Here is a 15,421-nt window from a genome sequence, read left to right as displayed (position 1 = left end):
TCTCAGTCGTAGCTGACTACTTCCGTTGCGACCACACGGCAGCGTTACCTAATCTAACGGACAGGGCAAACCGGCGCGATCGAAGCTTTACTGCCGGGTTGAACGCCAGCTGTCCACGAGAAGAAGATTTCGGGGTCCGACACCATATGCCAGACATTCGCCAGGCTCAGCGCGCCTTCGACGCCGGTGTCCTCTCGCTCGGCCTGTCCATCGACGGACAGGAATCCGCGCGCGACGAGGAGTACGCGAAGCTGGCCTTCCAGCGTGCGACGGAATGGGATTCGTCGATGTGCGATGCGTGGCTCGGCCGCGCCGCCGCCGGTGAAGTGACCAAGGAGGTGCTGTTCAATCTGCACCGCACCAGCCTCGATTCGCTCGGCCGCGAGCAACGCAGGCTCGGCCTGGCGCCGCGGGCGATGGCGGGCCGGTTCCTGCCCGGGCTCTACATCGACTATCCGCTGGCCGGGCTGACCGAGATCTGGCTGGCGTGGGCCGCACAGCTGATCGCCGACAAGGACTACGACCAGGCCGAGCAGGTCCTCGACCAGCTGGCCGAGCTGCGCCGCAACCGGCCCGACGACCCGGACAAGCAGATCGACGACCGGATCAGCGCCTACATTCGCGGCATCCTGCACTACAACACCCAGCGCTGGCCCGATGTGATGACGGTGCTGGCCGGTTCGGAGCAGTGGAAGGATCCGTACCTGGCCACCGGCGCGCACGTGATGGTCGGTACCGCCTGCGCTCAGCTCGGGTTGTTCGGCGAAGCGGTGCGGCGCATGGAACAGGCCGAGGCAGGCCCGATTCCATCGGCCAAGTTCACCGCCATGTACAACCGCGGTCTGTGTCTGCGGGAGGCGGGCAACGAGTCCGAGGCGCAGAAACTGTTCGAGCAGGTCTATTCGCAGCTGCCCGATTTCACGGCCAACACCACGGCTATGCGCGACCGCACGTTCCGCATCGTGGTGACCAGCCGCGAGGTGATCGACGCGCGCACCGACAAGTGGGACCCCAACTCCGCACCGTCGCTGGCCGCGATGAACGAGGCCGCTGCCGAGGATCGCGCCAAGACCGTGCTCGCCGAAGCGCGTGCGCAGCTGGACAAGCAGGTCGGGCTGGCGTCGGTGAAGAACCAGGTGGCCAAGCTGCAGTCCTCGGCGCAACTGGCCAAGATCCGTGCCAACAAAGGGCTGTCGAGCCAATCCCGTGGTCAGCACCTGGCTTTCACCGGCCCGCCCGGAACCGGTAAGACCACCATCGCGCGAGTGGTCGCCAAGATCTATTGCGGTGTCGGGCTGTTGAAGACCGACAAGGTGGTCGAGGCCAAGCGTGTCGACTTCGTCAGCCAGAACCTCGGTGGCACCGCTATCAAGACCGAGAAGCTGATCGACAGCGCGATGGACGGTGTGCTGTTCATCGACGAGGCGTACACCCTGATCCAGACCGGACTCTCGGGTGGTGACGCGTTCGGCCGCGAGGCGGTGGACACGTTGCTGGCCCGTATGGAGAACGACCGCGACCGGCTCGTCGTCATCATCGCCGGTTACGACGGTGAGATCGACCGCCTGCTCGCCGCCAACGACGGTCTGGCCTCCCGCTTCGCCAAGCGCCTCCAATTCCCGTCCTACACCGCCGAAGAGCTCGGCCAGATCGGCGAGATCGTCGCAGGCAGCCGGGATTCGCAGCTGTCGCCCGAGGCGCTCGCGCTGCTCGTGGAGACGTGCGAGCACCTCTACAACATGGAGAGCACCGATCAGAGCGGCCAGCCGCGCCGCGGCGTCGACCTCGCCGGCAACGGTCGTTTCATCCGCAACGTGATCGAGGCCGCCGAGGAGGAACGCGAATTCCGCCTGGCCAACACCGAGGGACTCGACCTCGCCGAGGCCGACGACGACGTGCTGATGCGTATCGAGGAGCCCGACATGCGCACCGCACTCATCGGAATCGTCGCCACCCTCAACGTGGGCCGGCTACCGAACCTGTCCTGAGAAACACATCTACCGCAACTCACCGCCTCGCGACACCGACGGGTCCACCGCGAAGTCCGAGCGCGCCAGTATTACTGCGGCAGTGAGTCGTAACTGGTCAGTGCGTCTTTCGCCGACAAGGTCGGGCCGGGCACCAGCTGGCCGATGATCGACCAGGGAGCCAAGCGCGGCTTGTCGCCAAGGCCGAGCACATTCGCGGTGGCCGCGTCGGGGATGCCGTAGCGAATCCCGTTGTCGGCTACATAGAACAGCGACTCACGGCGCAGACTGCCCGGCTCCGCACCGGTGACCTGTACGTATTCGCCGGTGGACGGGGGCAGATACACCGCGTCCATCCGGTCACCGGTGCCGTCGGAAGTCGAGAGCGTCACCGGCTTGGCCGAATCGGCGAGGGGCAGTTCGGTTCCGGTGAGCAGCGTCACCGTGGCGCGTTCGGCGGGTCCGTCCACCGACTGGCCCTGCGGAGTGGCCTCGCCGGGGTTCTTGGCCCAGTGCACGCACGCCACCGGGGCGTCCTCGGCGGACAGGATGCGCGGCTTGCGCTCCGGGAAGGATTCGATCGGCAGAGTGTTCAGGACGGGCAGGCGATCGAGCGCGTCGGGCGCCAGCTGCGCGATCTCGCGCATCCCGCGTGAGTCGGCATTGCGCAGCAGCTCGGCGGTGAATTCCGACACCGGCTGGACACCGTCGGCGAGCACCACATACATCGTCTTCTCGCCGGCAGCTTGCACCCCGGTGACCGAGATGATGCCGCCGACCGGCAAACCCGCCAGCTTGCCCGGACCCGGCTCACCCGCCCGGTCGATGGTCGGCACCGTCAGCGGTGGGGCCTGGGTGGTCGCGCCGAGCACCGCGCTGCCGATCGGGCGGGTCTGCTCTCCCGACAGGTCGAGGGTGCGGGAGACCACCGAATTGTTCGGGTCGATCTCGGCCCTGGTCCCCCGGTACACGAGATAGGTCTTCTCGTCGCGACGCACCAGCAGGGCGTCGTCCGGTCCGGTGACGCCGACGCGGTCACCGAGTTCGGGCTTGCCGACGATGGCGGTGGTGCGGCCACCGGTGGCACCGGCGGCACTGCCGGCGGCCGACAGCTGGGTGGTCTCGCACAGCGTCCAATTCGAGCTCGAACCCTGCTTGGAACCGGGCAGGGCCGAGGGGGCGCCCGGAATACCGAGCAGCGGGCCACGCGGCAGCGAACCGAGTTTGTCGTCTTTCACCGATTTCGGGGACTGCGCGTCACCGGCGATGAGCCGAGCCGAAGCCAGATTCAGCACCGGGTGCAGTGTCTTCTCGCCCTCTTTCGCCTCGACCACCACATACATGGCACCGCTCTGCTTGCCGGTGACGATCAACGCATCACCGATCGCACCCTGCGGTTTGAGGAATCCGAGAATGGCCGCGCCTGCCACGACGATCAGCCCGAGCACCGCACCGACCAGCATCGATCGGCTCTGCGACCGCATCGGGTCGTGCAACATTCGCACGTCACGGCGGATAAGGGCGTGGTCGAGCCTGCGCAGCAGGAAGCGATAACCATTGACCTGGGCTTTGGTCGTCAGCTGTGCCGGCACCGGGACTCCAATGCTGCGTTGATCACCATCTCGTCGGACACGGTACCGTAAATCCGGAATTGTCCTTCACCATGATTCGACGAATGCCAAGCAGGGACAACTATTTTGAACGACAGCATGAACGCTGGGGAAACCGGCGGCGACAATGTCTACGACACACTGCGTGACCCGGAATTCTGGTTGTTCCGAATGTACCCGCTGCGCGCGTGTGTGCCGGTCGCGGTGCTCGCGGCTGTGGTGGCCTGGATTGTGCTGGCCACCACCGATTCCGGCTACTGGGCGATCGGCGGCGCGGCTGTGGTGCTGCTGATCGGACTTGTCCCGATTCGGCGTCGCCCACCCGCGGTGCGCATCGGTGACTGGCTGGCACGCCGCTGGCGCAACCGCACCGACACCATCGACCGGGCACCCGCCTTCGACGTGCCGCTGCCGGAGGGTGGTGGTTGCGGTCTGCGCTGGGACGGCGATCTGCTGCTCACCATGCTGCGCATCGACCCGCCGCCGGACTCGCTGAACCTGCTGCGCCGCGGCACCCTGAGCGCCGAACAGTTGCTGCCGCTCACCGAGATCGCGCGCTGCCTCGACCAGTTCGATGTGGAGCTGGTGAGCATCGACGTCATCGCCACCGGCGCACGCACCGCGGGCACCGGCGCCGCGGCCCACCTCTACGACCGGATCCTCGGCCCGCTGCCCGCCATCGCCCACCGCACCTGCTGGCTGGTGCTGCGTCTCGACCCCGTGGCCAACGCCGCCGCGGTCGACAAACGCGGCGGTGGCGCCACCGGCGCCCTGCGCACCATGATCATCGCCACCCGCCGGGTGGCCAACCGGCTCGCCACCCACGGCATCGACGCCGCGATCCTGACCGCCACCGAGATGAACAGCGCGGTCCGCGAACTCGCCCATGGTTTCGACCCCGCCCGGCTCACCGAGACCGCCGACGGCCTCGAATCCGAATTCGGCAGGCACCTGACCCACTACCAGCTGACCGCCCCCATGATCAGCACCGGCGGGCTTGCCGAGATCTGGTCGCTGCCGACGCTGTCGACCACCGTCACCCTGCGCCTGCACCCCGGCACCAGCAGGGTGGACCGAGCCGACGACCGGGCGGGCACCGTGGTCCTCAACGCCGTCGTCCGCTTCGATACCGCGGCACCCTACGAACAGCCACCCCTCCCCGGCCTGCGTGAGCTCCCCGGTAGCCAGCGCCGGATCCTGCTCGATACCCTCCCGCTCGGCGCCGCAGACGATTTCGGCGGCCGCGACGGCTACCGCGGCACCCTCGCCGCCCTCACCGACATCGCCGTGCCGACCACCGGTTGCGGCCAGCTCATCGGCGCCGACGAACGCGGCCAGGGCATCGCCGTCCCCCTCATCGGCGCGGGCACCCGCCACGTCGACGTCATCGGCAATCTCGACCTGGCACAACAGGTGGTCCTGCGCGCCACCGCCCTCGGCGCCCACGCCGTAGTCCACACCTCGCGTCCCCATGCCTGGCACTCCATGGTCGCCAATCTCGCCACTCCCCAACTCCTGTCGATCGCCCCCCGAGCCGCCGGCGCCTCCCCCCAACCCCCGCCGGGACCCCCACCGGTCCCCGCCGCCCCTTACCCGACCACCACGGTCCTCGTCTTCGACGGCATCGCCCCGACCACCCATCTCGGCGGCGCGACCATCATCGAAGTCCGCACCACCGAACGCGACCCCGAAGCGGTTCCACCCGACGTCACCCTCGTACAGGATCCCGACGCCCCCAACCGCATCACCGTCCGAACCAGCACCGGCAGCGCCACCGTCTCGATGGTCACCACCCCCGACGAAATGCACTACATCGGCGAATCCCTGGTCGCCTCCCGCTGAATCCGCCCCCCGACACCGAACCCACCCACAAATCCCGCGTCCCCGCGGACCCGACCCCGAGGAGGCATCGCCCGCGAAGCGGGCAAGCGGCCCGGCCGAACGAAAAACGGGGCTGGACAAAGTGCCGAAGGCACGAGTCCAGCCCCGTTTTTCGTTCGGCCCCAAGGGGGCCGCGCTCGAGCGCGCCAGCGCTCCAAATCTCAGAACCCGGCGAATCCGTCGCCGACTTTGCCGTCGGCCTCGAGCGCGCGGCTGAGCGCGGCCTCGACCTGTGCGGCGAGCTTGTCGAGCTTGTCGAGGGTGTCGGTCAGCTCGGTGGTGACGTTCTTGTGCGCGGTGTCGAAGCTGGCGATTGCGCTGTCACCCTGCAGGTTGGCCCGGAAGTCCGAAGCGGCGCCTTCGAGTTCGTCGATCTCGCCCTTCATCTTCCCGCCGTAGGTCTGCAGGTCGTTGAACAGCTCGTTCATCGCCGCGGGATCGTAAAGAATGGTCATGAGCTCAGTTCCTGTTCGTGTCTGATTCGCGGTCAGAGGTTGGTGTAGCTGCCGCCACCGCCGCCGGCGCCGCCGCCGGACAGGCCGCCCTGGTCCATGTTCACCAGGGTGGACTTGCCGCTGTTGACGGCTTCGGTGAGGCGGTCGAACTTCTTGTTGAGGGCGTCGGCCTCGTCGTGCCAGGCCTGGGCGACCTTCACGAATTCGGAGGAGGCGTCACCCTTCCAGCCGCGGAGTACGGCCTGGGCCGCGTCGTCGATCTGACCGACCGACGTGCGCAGGTTGTTGATGGTGCCTTCGAGCTTGGAGACGACGCCGTCTACGCCGCCTGCTTCTACACCTACTGGTCCCTGAGGGGGCATGTGCCGAACCTTTCTTACTTGATGGTTGAAACGAGAGTTGGCTTAATCGGGCTGCCACCTCCCACCGGGAAGCCCCTCGAGGAGCGCACCGACTGCCTGGGTGAGGCGGTGGTCGGTGCCCGGCGTGATGGTCGACCACACCTGCCCGTCGGGCGCCGTTGCCGGCGTCACGACGACCCGGCCGCGCGCGGTGTCGTATACCGCGACCGCGCCAGGGGCTCGGGTGGTCAGCCCGTCGTGGTGGACTTCGGCGACGATCTCGGTATAGCCATGGCAGCTGCCGAAGGCCGCGCCGAGGACGGTCGCCTGGTGCGCGTCGATGCCGAGCGCATACATCGCGTCCACGTAGTCGGAGGTGGTTTCGGCCGCATCCAAGCGGGCCGCGAGGTCGTCGGCGAGGACGCTCACGCTCGCTGCTTCGGCGGGCGCGCAGGAAGGGAGCGCGGCGAGCAGCAGACGGGTGAGTTCGCGTTCGGTGCCGTCGATGGTGCTTGTAGTGATGTCGTAGGTACTGCCGGTGTAGACGGCGGCAGCGTGACCGGTGCCGCGCCGAGCCAGGCAGATCCGGCGCCGGTTGTCCTCGCCGTAGCCGCGGGCGACCAGTTCGGCGTCGGGTTGAGCGAGGGTGTGGACAGCCGCGGCGAGTTCGGGTTCCACGTCGCCGTAGGCGTCGAAAATGCCCGTGGCGGTGAGTTCGGCGACGGCGGCGTCGCGAGCGGCACGCCAGGCGTCGAAGGTGTCCTGCCGTGGCCCGACGCCGAGGACGAGCGGAAGTGTTTGCACGCCGAGCCGTTCGGCGACGGCGAGGAGGGCGTCGTTGGTCAGGGTGGTCATGACCGGCCCTCCGCGGTGGAGTTCGTCGTCGGCGCGGCGGCACGTTCGGCGACACCGAGCACGGCGGGCGCGGCTTGGATCTCGCCTTCGGCGACCAACTGGTCGGCTTCCTCGTGGGCGAGGCCCGCGCGGGGGAATCGGTGCGCGGTGTCCTGCCCGCCCGCCGCGGGGGCCATGGCCGCCGGGGCGACTGGTGCCGCCTGTCCGGTGGGCGTGGCCACGGGAGTCGGTTGCGGCGTGGTGGTGACAGCGGTTGCCGATTGCGCGAAAACTGGTGCGCGATAGGCAGTCTGGATGGGGGCGGGCATCGGTGGCAACGCGCCCATGCCCATACCCGCACCAACGATGCCGAGAGAGCCCGACGCGGCGGGCGTGGCAGCCGGGTTGCCTGATCGTTCGCCGGTGAGTGCGGTTTCCGGCGCGATCGGTGGCGGCGGTGCGTGCAACCACGGGGTGGAAAGCGGTTCGGTGGCGGCTTCGTAGCTGCGCATCACCCGGGAGGCGACGGCCTTCGCCGCGTCGGCCTCGGTGTCGGTCTGCGCGGCGATCGCCTTGATCGGAGCGCCGAGAGCCGTGCCGACCTGTTCGAGTGCCTGCTGCATCGCGGCGATCGCGGCGATGTCGGCGGTGTTGGGCATGGCCAAGGCCGCCACTTCGTAGGCGAGCACCTGCGCCTGCAACCGAGCCGCGTTGGCGGTGGCGGCGGCGGCGGTTTCCAGCAGCCATTCGCGCAGGGCCGAGATCCGTTCCCACACTTGCTCGCTGCTGCCCGATTTCCAGGAGCCTCGCAAGGTGTGCAGCACCTGCTCGTAGTCGAGCGCGGCCGCGCCGAAGGCCGCGGCGAGCCGCGTCCAGGCGGCGGCCGCGTCGGCCATCGGCATCGGTCCGGCACCGGAGGTGAGGTCGGTAGCGAGCTTGGCCGGCTCGCGCGCCTCCCACACCACTCCGGTGAAGCCGGGCTGCGGTGGTTCGATCATTTTCCGGTGAAGCCGCTGGTGTTGTCGGTTTCCATCCGGTCGAAATCGGCGACCTGGGAACGCAGGGTGGCGGCGAGCTTGTTCATCTCGTGCGCACCCGCCTCGGCTCCGGCCAGGTAGTCGTCGGCGACGCTGTTGGCGGTGGTCGCGGCGCGCGCCGACACCTCGTCGGTTCCGGCGGGAGCCACCCGCAACGCGGGGGCGACGGCGGTGAGTTCGGTGGTGAGCCGGTCGGCGATGCCGTCCAGGGCCGCGGCGGCTTTGCTCGCCGCGGTGGAATCGAATTCGAAGGTGTCAGTCATTGCCACTCCTGTCGTGGTCGGGCCGCGTCACAGTGAGAGTTCCTTGTCCGGTGGAGCTTCGGCGGCCATCGGTTCGGCTGCGCCGACCACGGGGGTGGAGACACCCTCGATCCGGCCGACTACCTCGTCACCGTGGCTACCGGTGACCAGCTGGGAGTGCACGGCTTCGTTGTCGCCGCCTTCCACCCCCCGCGCCATCGGCATGCCCGCGCCCGCGGCACCCATCGGCATCATGCCCGGTGCCGCTCCGCTCGCCGCGGCGGTCGTCATGTTCGCTCCGCCCGAGGTGGTGGCGCCGGACGTGGCGACCGCACCGGTGCTGCCGACCGTCGACAACCCACCACCGCGACCGCCCTGCCACGGGCTGAGCGGTGTCGACGCCGCGCCCGCCGCCCCGATCGCGCCGACGCCACCGCCGATCGCGCCCCCACCGCCGCCACTTGCGCCGAGTGCTCCCTCCGCCGTTTCCCCACCATCTGCGGCGATCTCGCCGCCGGTGGCCGACACGTCGGAGGTGGTGCTGGTCGACAGCGAATTCAACTGCTCGGCAAGCGAACCGATCGAGGACGCCGCCGTGCTCGCGGTGCTGATCAGCGGGGAGATCAAACCCATCAGTTGGCTCAGCGAATCGGCGCCCGAGGACACACCGGTCGGCGCGTTGGTCACCTGGACCTTCTCCCCCGCCTGCATCATCTCGCCGCTGCGAGCGATCATCTCGGCCTTGGTCTCGGCGGTGATGGCCAGACCTTCGGCCATGGCTTCCAGGGTGGCGGCGATCAGCACCGCCTGCCCGCCGGGCGTAGCCGCGTAGAGCGGGGCAAGGGCCAGCGTGGCGGAGTAGCGCGCGATCACCGCGGCCAGCTTGGCCCCACCGACCGCGACATTGCCGGCCGCGTGAGTGAGTACCGCCTTCTCGCTGGTGCTCTGCGCGGCGAGTTTCGCACCATCTGTCTGCGCCGCCGTCGCTTTGTTCGCGGCCTCCATCGCGGCGGCGCTCTGCCACAGCTGCATCACCGTCTGCAGCGCGGTCGACCCGAGCGACATCACCGTCTCGAGCACGGAGCTGATGTTCGTGAGCGCCTCGGCGGGATTCGTCGACGTGCCGGTGCCCGAGGTGTCGCCCGTGCCGCCGAGTGCGCCCGTGCCGAACGCCGAAGCCAGCTCGGTGAGCGGGCGCATCAGGGCGGTGAGGTCGATCGTCGGCAGCGGCGGCATCTCCGGCAGCTGGATGAACTCCGGCAACTGCGGCAACTGCGGCAGTCCCATCGAGCTGAGCACCTGGCTCACCGGCTGGTCGAGCATCGGAGCCAGCGAACTGCCGCGCAGCAGCTCGAGCACGGTCGGGTCGACCGATCCGCTCGCACCCGCCGTATTTCCCCCGGGGTACGTCATGGCTACTGGTCGACCGACGCGATGCCCAGTTTGGAGGCCCCGTCGGCACCCTCGTAGGTGGTGGCGGCCTGGGCGGCGGTGAGCGCCGTGCCCGCGTGCACCGCGGCCAGCTCGGCCACCGACGTGAGGTGGTTGGTCTGGGCGTAGGCGAACGACATCAAGAATTCCTGGCCGATCAGGCCGAAAACCGGCACGGCGGCGGCCATGGTGGCGACCTGGTCGACCGCACCGGCCTGCGCGACCCCGGCCGCCATGGTGGCCGAGGCACCCGCGTACGCGCGGACGGCGTCGGGAACTACCGCAACTTGGTTCATGGCTTTCGTCCAATCTCGAAACAGCCCACGGTGTTTCGTTACTTTATCTACCCGTCATAAGCCTGCGCCACGCATATCCGTGGTTAAGAACAGTTGAATCTCACGTGCCCGCTCGGTTGTACGCGGTCACCAACTCGGCGCGGGAACCGAAAGCGCGATGCGCGGCGGCCCGCGCGGTCTGCACGAGGACCCGCTCGAAGTCAGCGGGCGACAGCTTGGCGATCGCCCCGGTGAACTCCAGGCCGACCAGCGCTCCGCTGCCGTCGACAGTCACGGTGACCGACCCGTCGGGTGAGGTTTCCTGTGCCCGGATGTCGTTGGTGGCCTCGGCCAGATCCTGCAGCCGGTAGAGCTGACCCTGAACCTTCGCGATCAGCTCGTCCATGGTTTCGACCATCGCCGAGTCCTCCCTCCTCTTCGCCGGATCGACCGCTCTAAACCGAACGCAGCCAGCTCTGCGGTTCGGTGTCGTATTCCTGTTCTTCGACGATCTCCGCGGCGGCCACCTCGGCTTCGGTCGGCAACCCGGTCGCGGCGAGCAGGGCTGGATCGAAACCCGCCTCCGCCAGCTGGTTTCGGCGGGCCAACCCGGCGCGCTTGGCCGACTTCTGGCACAGCCGCAGGATCTCGGCGGCCAATTCGGCTGGGTCACGCCGTAATTGGTCCGCGTCGACGGTGACGCCGAGCGGCAGTCCCTGCTCGGTGGTGCGGACCGCGATCGCGCCCGTCAGCGATGCCGCGGTGAACTCCGTCGGAAACTCGTCCATGGTTTTCCCCTCCCTTCGCAAGCTTACGACCGATCATCCCTGATGGCTCTGACAACTTCCGCGATCTGACTGTTGATCAGCGAAACCAGCCGCCTGCGATCGGCGCCGACCGCGACCGGCGGTGTGCCGGGCACGATCACATAGCGACCGTCGTCGGTCAGATCGCGCCAGCCGAGCCGCAATCGCAGGATGCCACGCGGACCGAATCGAGACCAGCCCTGTTCGACATCGATGAAGCCGTCACGGTCCAGGCTCGACTGCTGAAAGGTCTTCGTCTGCACCGCGGCGTCGTCGTCGTAGTGCTGCACCAGTGAGCGGCCGTAGGAGTGATCGAACTGGTCACCGGAGGGTTCGTCGAGGGTGATCTCCCGGCTGCGGCCGGGTTCGGCCGCGGGCAGCTGACCGGCGACAACGTCACCGAGGGACAGCGCGGCGTGCCGGGTGACGACGAATCCTTCTGCGTGATACAAGGTTCGGCCCGGACGCTGACGCACCAGATATCCGACGTCACCCTTGCGCACCGCGAGCATGCGCACCGAGAGCGCGGGATCGGTGAGTCGTTCGCCGCCACCGTATCCACGCACGACCACCCGAATATCGGGCTTGGTGAGCACCGCGATGATGTCGTCGAGCTCATGCCCCCAGCGCTGCTTGATCCTGATCCAGTCCTGTCTCAGCGCGTACTCCGCTTCGTCAGCGGAGCACGGCTCGCTGGAGTGGATGAACGGCTCGGGCATGTACTCGGCTTCGATACCGGCCCACAACGCTTCGAACTCCGCGCCGGTGAATTCCCAAGTGGGCGTCACTGTTCCACCACTGGTCTCGCAACGATCGGCGCGTCACCGAGCGCCTCGTCCAGATGCTCCACCGAGTCGAGGTAGTCGGCGCGCTTGTGCTCCTTCTGCTGGCCCTGCCCACCGGCACCAGCACCGCCCATCGGCGCCATCGGCATGCCGCCCATCGGCGTGCCCGCGGCCGACGAGGCGACGCCTGCCCGGAACGCGGACTCCATCCCGGTGGCGGCCGACGCGCGCGGGAACAGTTTGGAGGCGCTGTCCAGACTCGGGGAAAGCGGCGAGGCCCCCGCACCGGCGCCACCACCGCCCGCACCGGAGCCACCACCTCCGCCACCGCCTTTGCTCGCGGCATTGAGCGCCTTCTTCGCTTGTTCCTGCAGCGAACTGAGCCCGGCCGCGCTCGGAATCCCCGCGAGCGAGCTCTGTTCGGCGGCCGAGGACGCCTGTTCCAGCGCGGACTGCGCGGCGGAACTGGCCTGTTCCAGACCGGATTGCAGGGCCGAGGTCAGCTGATCGGTCGAGGACGAACCAGAACCGGAACCAGATCCCGTCGAGCCGTTCGAACCAAGCCCTCCGTTGCCGTTGGTGTCCGCGCTGCCGTTGCCCAATTGGTTACCGGACTGCTGTTGCTGCAGGTCGGCCATCGCCTTCTTGAACGCGGCGGAAGTGTCGCCCGAACCCGAACCACTGCCTGAACCCGATCCGGAGCCACTTCCGCTGCCGTTTCCGGAGCCGTTCCCGTTCCCGTTGCCGTCGCCGTTGCCGGTCCCGTTTCCAGATGTCGGCGCGGTCGGCTCGGGCAACGTGGCGATATGACTCGACGTCGCGTTGACTCCGGGCACGTAGGTGGACATCAGTACATTCCGCGCGTTCTTCGCGGCCTCTTCCTTGGCGGCCTGCAGCTCGCTCTGCTTGACAGACGACGGGATGTACAGCGTGCTGTCCAAGCCTTGTTTCGTAGCGGAAAGCCAACCGGCCGCGTACTCCAGCGCGACAGAAATCTGGCCCATCTGCTCGACCAGCTTCTGGTTGCCTTCGTGGTAGGCGTTCATGGCCGCCCTGGCTCGGGTGGCACCGCCCGGGCTCGTCCAGTTCTTCGAACTGTCGCCAACTTTCGCGTTCAGGTCATCGAAAGCCGGCTTCACCTGGTTCTTGAGCAAGGTCCAGTCCGCGGCCGCCGTCCGCAATCTGGCAGGAACGCCCTCGATGGAAACCCGGATCATGTTGAGCTCCTCATAGCTGTAGGAGCCAGGATTCTCCGCGGTCACCTCGGCCGGATCGAAGTTCTTGCCATTGGTGAGCTCGTTCGGAATGTTCGCCGAGCCGGCGGCCGGCATGGGTACGAGCGGTGGAACCTGAGTGGTGACGCCGGGGAGGTACGGGGGTGCGCCCTGCGACACCGGAGGCAGGGGCACAACAGGCGCCGAGGAGCTGACTTTGTCACCCTTGGACTTGCTCTGCTCGATAGTGGTGCGCAGCTGGTTCATATCGACTTCGCTGGCGGTGTCGGCACCTTTGTAGCTCTTGGCCGCATCCATGAAGGTGGTGGCGACGTCGTCGAGGATCGTCTGGTGCTTACCGAGGACGGTCGCCAGTTCACCGGCCTTGTCCGAGAACTGTTTCGCCAGCTGCTGCCCCGAATCCAACGAGGAGAACCGTGCGAGCTGTCCGACCAGATCGGTGGACGATTTGACCGAGTTCACCTTGATCCGGGCATCGGTGGCCGCGTTCACCAGATTCGGCAGCGCCGACGGCTCGAGGACCAGCGCCCCATCCGAAGCCGACGAACGCAGGCCAGACCACTGTTGGGCCGCCGATGGTCCAGTCGGTGTCATGTCCGAGCCCTCCCTGTCGTCCTGATCACCACGGCCGTCCCACCGTGCGGCGCTCCCAAGGCACCGCCGATTCGCACGGCTTGCTAACGATTCTACGGTCCGACAGATGAATTCCGCATGTACAGCGGCGATCCCGCCGGTGGCGGGGGTGCGAGCATCCGGGTCACCAGCCGGCGTCGGTGGCGGTGCGCGATGGGTCCCGCGCGCCGTCCTCCTCGTCGGACGAGAGACGTTCCCGCTCCGGCGAATTGGGTGGCTCGAGGGAGGCTTCGACCGGCTGCGGAATGGTGAAATCGCCGATGCCCTCGACCAATTCGGTGAGCTTGGGCAGGCGGGCGCGTTCGGTCTGCACCGGCGCCATCAGCTCGCGGGTCTTGCGGGCAACCTCGGCCGCGGCCTGCTGGGCGGCTTCGGTGACGGCCTTGGCGATCTCGGTGTAGGTGAGGTCGTCGACGTCGGAGGCGAACTTCGTCTCGATCACCTTGTAGTCGGCGTTGACCGTCACGGTGACACGTTTGCGAACGGTGGCGCTGGCGACCAGTTTCGCCCGGTCCTGTTGCACCTGTCCGATCTTGCGCAGTTGCTGCTGAACGGTCTCGAGAATGTCTTCCATCTGGGCTTTGGCGTGTTCATTGGTCATACCCGAATACCTCCGACTTCCAAGCCGTCCCGACCGGCTCGTCGGTGAGGGAGCACATCACACCCACCCCACGCTCGCAACAGCACGTCAGCCCGCAAGGCCGACGGTGTGGGTGCCGCACAGACCGCCGAGGTTCAGCTCGAACCAGGCGGCGTCCACGTGATAGGCGTCCGCGGGGAAGACGCGGGTGAAGGTCTCCCTGGCGACGGCGGCTCGCTCGGCCGACTCCACCAGACCGAGGACGGCCTCCTTCTGAGCCTGCGAGGCCCGCTCGCCGAGCAGTCCGGTGAGCACGTCGACGACAGTCCTTGTGTCCCACATGCCCGGCACGGCCGGGGCGAGCGTGTCGGCGCCCGGCGAGGCGCCGCGGTACCAGCGGCCGCCCTCCCACCAGTAGCAGAAGGTGAGCAGGCCGTTCTCCGCGCGACGGTTGATCACCGGAGCGGCGACCCAGTCGGGTGCGCCCCGGTAGAAGTCGGGCATCGGCTGGTTCTTGTTGTAGACGGCGTCGAGTTCCGGCGCGTTCCATACCCCACCGGAGAGCACCGCGCGGTCGCCGGGGAGCAGGCACAGGGTGGAGCCGCTGAACTTCGAGCCCTCGAACACGTGGAACGCGGGGGTCACGCGCGGACCCCATTTGGACCCGACCGCGACGAACGCGGCGGCGATCAGCGCCCACCGGCGCGCCATCGGCTCCAGCGCGGGGAACTCCACATCCGGTGCCGAGCCGACCGCGGTCCGCCCCGCCGCGACGTCCGCGCGCGCTTGTTCGGCGGCGGCCACCGGACCGCGCACCTGCCGATCGTCGTGGCCGATGTAGGCGGCCAACCAGGCCGGCAGGTGGTCGCGCGGATAGATCTCGATGTCGGTGCGGTACACCGTCGGTGGGAAGAGTTGGTCGTCCGGAAACGGTTCGTCGCCGTAGTCGTAGTCGACATCCATCCGGCCCGCCGCGGACAGCGTGAGCAGATAGCGCCACCACGGGCCGTCACCCATCGAGGCGGACACGTGACGGTGTTCGCGGAGCAGGTCGAGCAGTTCCGGGCTCGGGAACACACGGGCGAAGCGTTCCTGCTCGTCGTGGAAGACGATCATCGACACCTCGGCCGCCGCGGTCATCGCGAACGACGCCTCGACCTTCGACCAACCCGACGGACCAAGGGCCGCAACCGTTTTCGCGATGCGATGACTTAGTGCGGCGGCCTGATCCGATGCCCCGTCGTCCTCGGCGACCACCCTGGTGAGGGTGAATCCGAGATCGGGTTCACCGGCCGGTTCGTCAGCCACT

General features: G+C 68.0%; 16 protein-coding genes. 2 read left to right on the top strand and 14 right to left on the bottom strand.

The window, feature by feature from the left end:
- Nucleotides 1–146: 146 nt before the first annotated feature.
- On the top strand, nucleotides 147–1,988 hold the full coding sequence (eccA, locus tag AB0I35_RS09385; protein ID WP_357395316.1) for a type VII secretion AAA-ATPase EccA: 1,842 nt from the start codon (nucleotides 147–149) through the stop codon (nucleotides 1,986–1,988).
- A gap of 71 nt (nucleotides 1,989–2,059) precedes the next feature.
- Here the strand turns inward: eccA and eccB are convergent, their stop codons facing one another.
- On the bottom strand, nucleotides 2,060–3,559 hold the full coding sequence (eccB, locus tag AB0I35_RS09380) for a type VII secretion protein EccB (RefSeq protein WP_357395315.1): 1,500 nt from the start codon (nucleotides 3,557–3,559) through the stop codon (nucleotides 2,060–2,062).
- Between the two features lie 117 nt (nucleotides 3,560–3,676).
- Between eccB and eccE the strand changes: the two genes are divergently transcribed.
- On the top strand, nucleotides 3,677–5,419 hold the full coding sequence (gene eccE / locus AB0I35_RS09375; protein WP_357395314.1) for a type VII secretion protein EccE: 1,743 nt from the start codon (nucleotides 3,677–3,679) through the stop codon (nucleotides 5,417–5,419).
- Between the two features lie 200 nt (nucleotides 5,420–5,619).
- On the opposite strand, the gene AB0I35_RS09370 is transcribed toward eccE, so the two are convergent.
- The 13 genes from AB0I35_RS09370 to AB0I35_RS09310 all read right to left on the bottom strand — a co-directional run bounded on the left by AB0I35_RS09370 (nucleotide 5,620) and on the right by AB0I35_RS09310 (nucleotide 15,420).
- Complete coding sequence (locus tag AB0I35_RS09370; RefSeq protein ID WP_067641181.1) at nucleotides 5,620–5,913, bottom strand: type VII secretion protein EsxR; 294 nt, start codon at nucleotides 5,911–5,913, stop codon at nucleotides 5,620–5,622.
- 32 nt (nucleotides 5,914–5,945) lie between these two features.
- The gene (locus AB0I35_RS09365; protein ID WP_357395313.1) at nucleotides 5,946–6,275 is read right to left on the bottom strand and encodes a WXG100 family type VII secretion target; all 330 of its coding nucleotides are present in this window, start codon (nucleotides 6,273–6,275) and stop codon (nucleotides 5,946–5,948) included.
- 42 nt (nucleotides 6,276–6,317) lie between these two features.
- A complete protein-coding gene (locus AB0I35_RS09360) occupies nucleotides 6,318–7,109 on the bottom strand; it encodes an ESX secretion-associated protein EspG (protein WP_357395311.1) in 792 nt (263 codons plus the stop codon).
- A complete protein-coding gene (locus AB0I35_RS09355) occupies nucleotides 7,106–8,086 on the bottom strand; it encodes a PPE domain-containing protein (RefSeq protein WP_357395310.1) in 981 nt (326 codons plus the stop codon). Before AB0I35_RS09355 ends, AB0I35_RS09360 begins: the two co-directional genes overlap by 4 nt.
- The gene (locus tag AB0I35_RS09350) at nucleotides 8,083–8,388 is read right to left on the bottom strand and encodes a PE family protein (RefSeq protein ID WP_067641173.1); all 306 of its coding nucleotides are present in this window, start codon (nucleotides 8,386–8,388) and stop codon (nucleotides 8,083–8,085) included. The genes AB0I35_RS09355 and AB0I35_RS09350 overlap by 4 nt, the downstream gene beginning before the upstream one ends.
- A gap of 27 nt (nucleotides 8,389–8,415) precedes the next feature.
- On the bottom strand, nucleotides 8,416–9,780 hold the full coding sequence (locus AB0I35_RS09345; protein WP_357395309.1) for a hypothetical protein: 1,365 nt from the start codon (nucleotides 9,778–9,780) through the stop codon (nucleotides 8,416–8,418).
- Between the two features lie 2 nt (nucleotides 9,781–9,782).
- Nucleotides 9,783–10,094 (bottom strand): type VII secretion target, encoded by a 312-nt coding sequence (locus tag AB0I35_RS09340; RefSeq protein ID WP_357395308.1) that lies wholly within the window; start codon nucleotides 10,092–10,094, stop codon nucleotides 9,783–9,785.
- 100 nt (nucleotides 10,095–10,194) lie between these two features.
- A complete protein-coding gene (locus AB0I35_RS09335) occupies nucleotides 10,195–10,491 on the bottom strand; it encodes a YbaB/EbfC family nucleoid-associated protein (protein ID WP_357395307.1) in 297 nt (98 codons plus the stop codon).
- 37 nt (nucleotides 10,492–10,528) lie between these two features.
- Nucleotides 10,529–10,861 carry a hypothetical protein gene (locus AB0I35_RS09330; RefSeq protein ID WP_067641166.1) on the bottom strand — a complete coding sequence of 111 codons (333 nt, stop codon included), beginning with the start codon at nucleotides 10,859–10,861 and terminating at the stop codon, nucleotides 10,529–10,531.
- A gap of 23 nt (nucleotides 10,862–10,884) precedes the next feature.
- The gene (locus tag AB0I35_RS09325) at nucleotides 10,885–11,667 is read right to left on the bottom strand and encodes an ESX secretion-associated protein EspG (RefSeq protein ID WP_357395306.1); all 783 of its coding nucleotides are present in this window, start codon (nucleotides 11,665–11,667) and stop codon (nucleotides 10,885–10,887) included.
- The gene (locus tag AB0I35_RS09320) at nucleotides 11,664–13,493 is read right to left on the bottom strand and encodes a hypothetical protein (RefSeq protein ID WP_357395305.1); all 1,830 of its coding nucleotides are present in this window, start codon (nucleotides 13,491–13,493) and stop codon (nucleotides 11,664–11,666) included. Before AB0I35_RS09320 ends, AB0I35_RS09325 begins: the two co-directional genes overlap by 4 nt.
- Nucleotides 13,494–13,656: 163 nt before the next feature.
- Nucleotides 13,657–14,133, bottom strand: coding sequence for a YbaB/EbfC family nucleoid-associated protein (locus AB0I35_RS09315; RefSeq protein ID WP_357395303.1), 477 nt, complete (start codon nucleotides 14,131–14,133; stop codon nucleotides 13,657–13,659).
- A gap of 87 nt (nucleotides 14,134–14,220) precedes the next feature.
- Entirely contained in the window at nucleotides 14,221–15,420 is a 1,200-nt protein-coding gene (locus AB0I35_RS09310; RefSeq protein WP_357395302.1) for a hypothetical protein, read from the bottom strand.
- Between the last annotated feature and the right edge of the window lies 1 nt (nucleotide 15,421).

It is taken from the genome of Nocardia sp. NPDC050378 (assembly GCF_040655675.1).
Taxonomy (GTDB): Bacteria; Actinomycetota; Actinomycetes; order Mycobacteriales; family Mycobacteriaceae; genus Nocardia; species Nocardia coubleae.
Note: the sequence above shows the minus strand (reverse complement) of the source record. Positions and strands in the feature narration are given on the sequence as shown.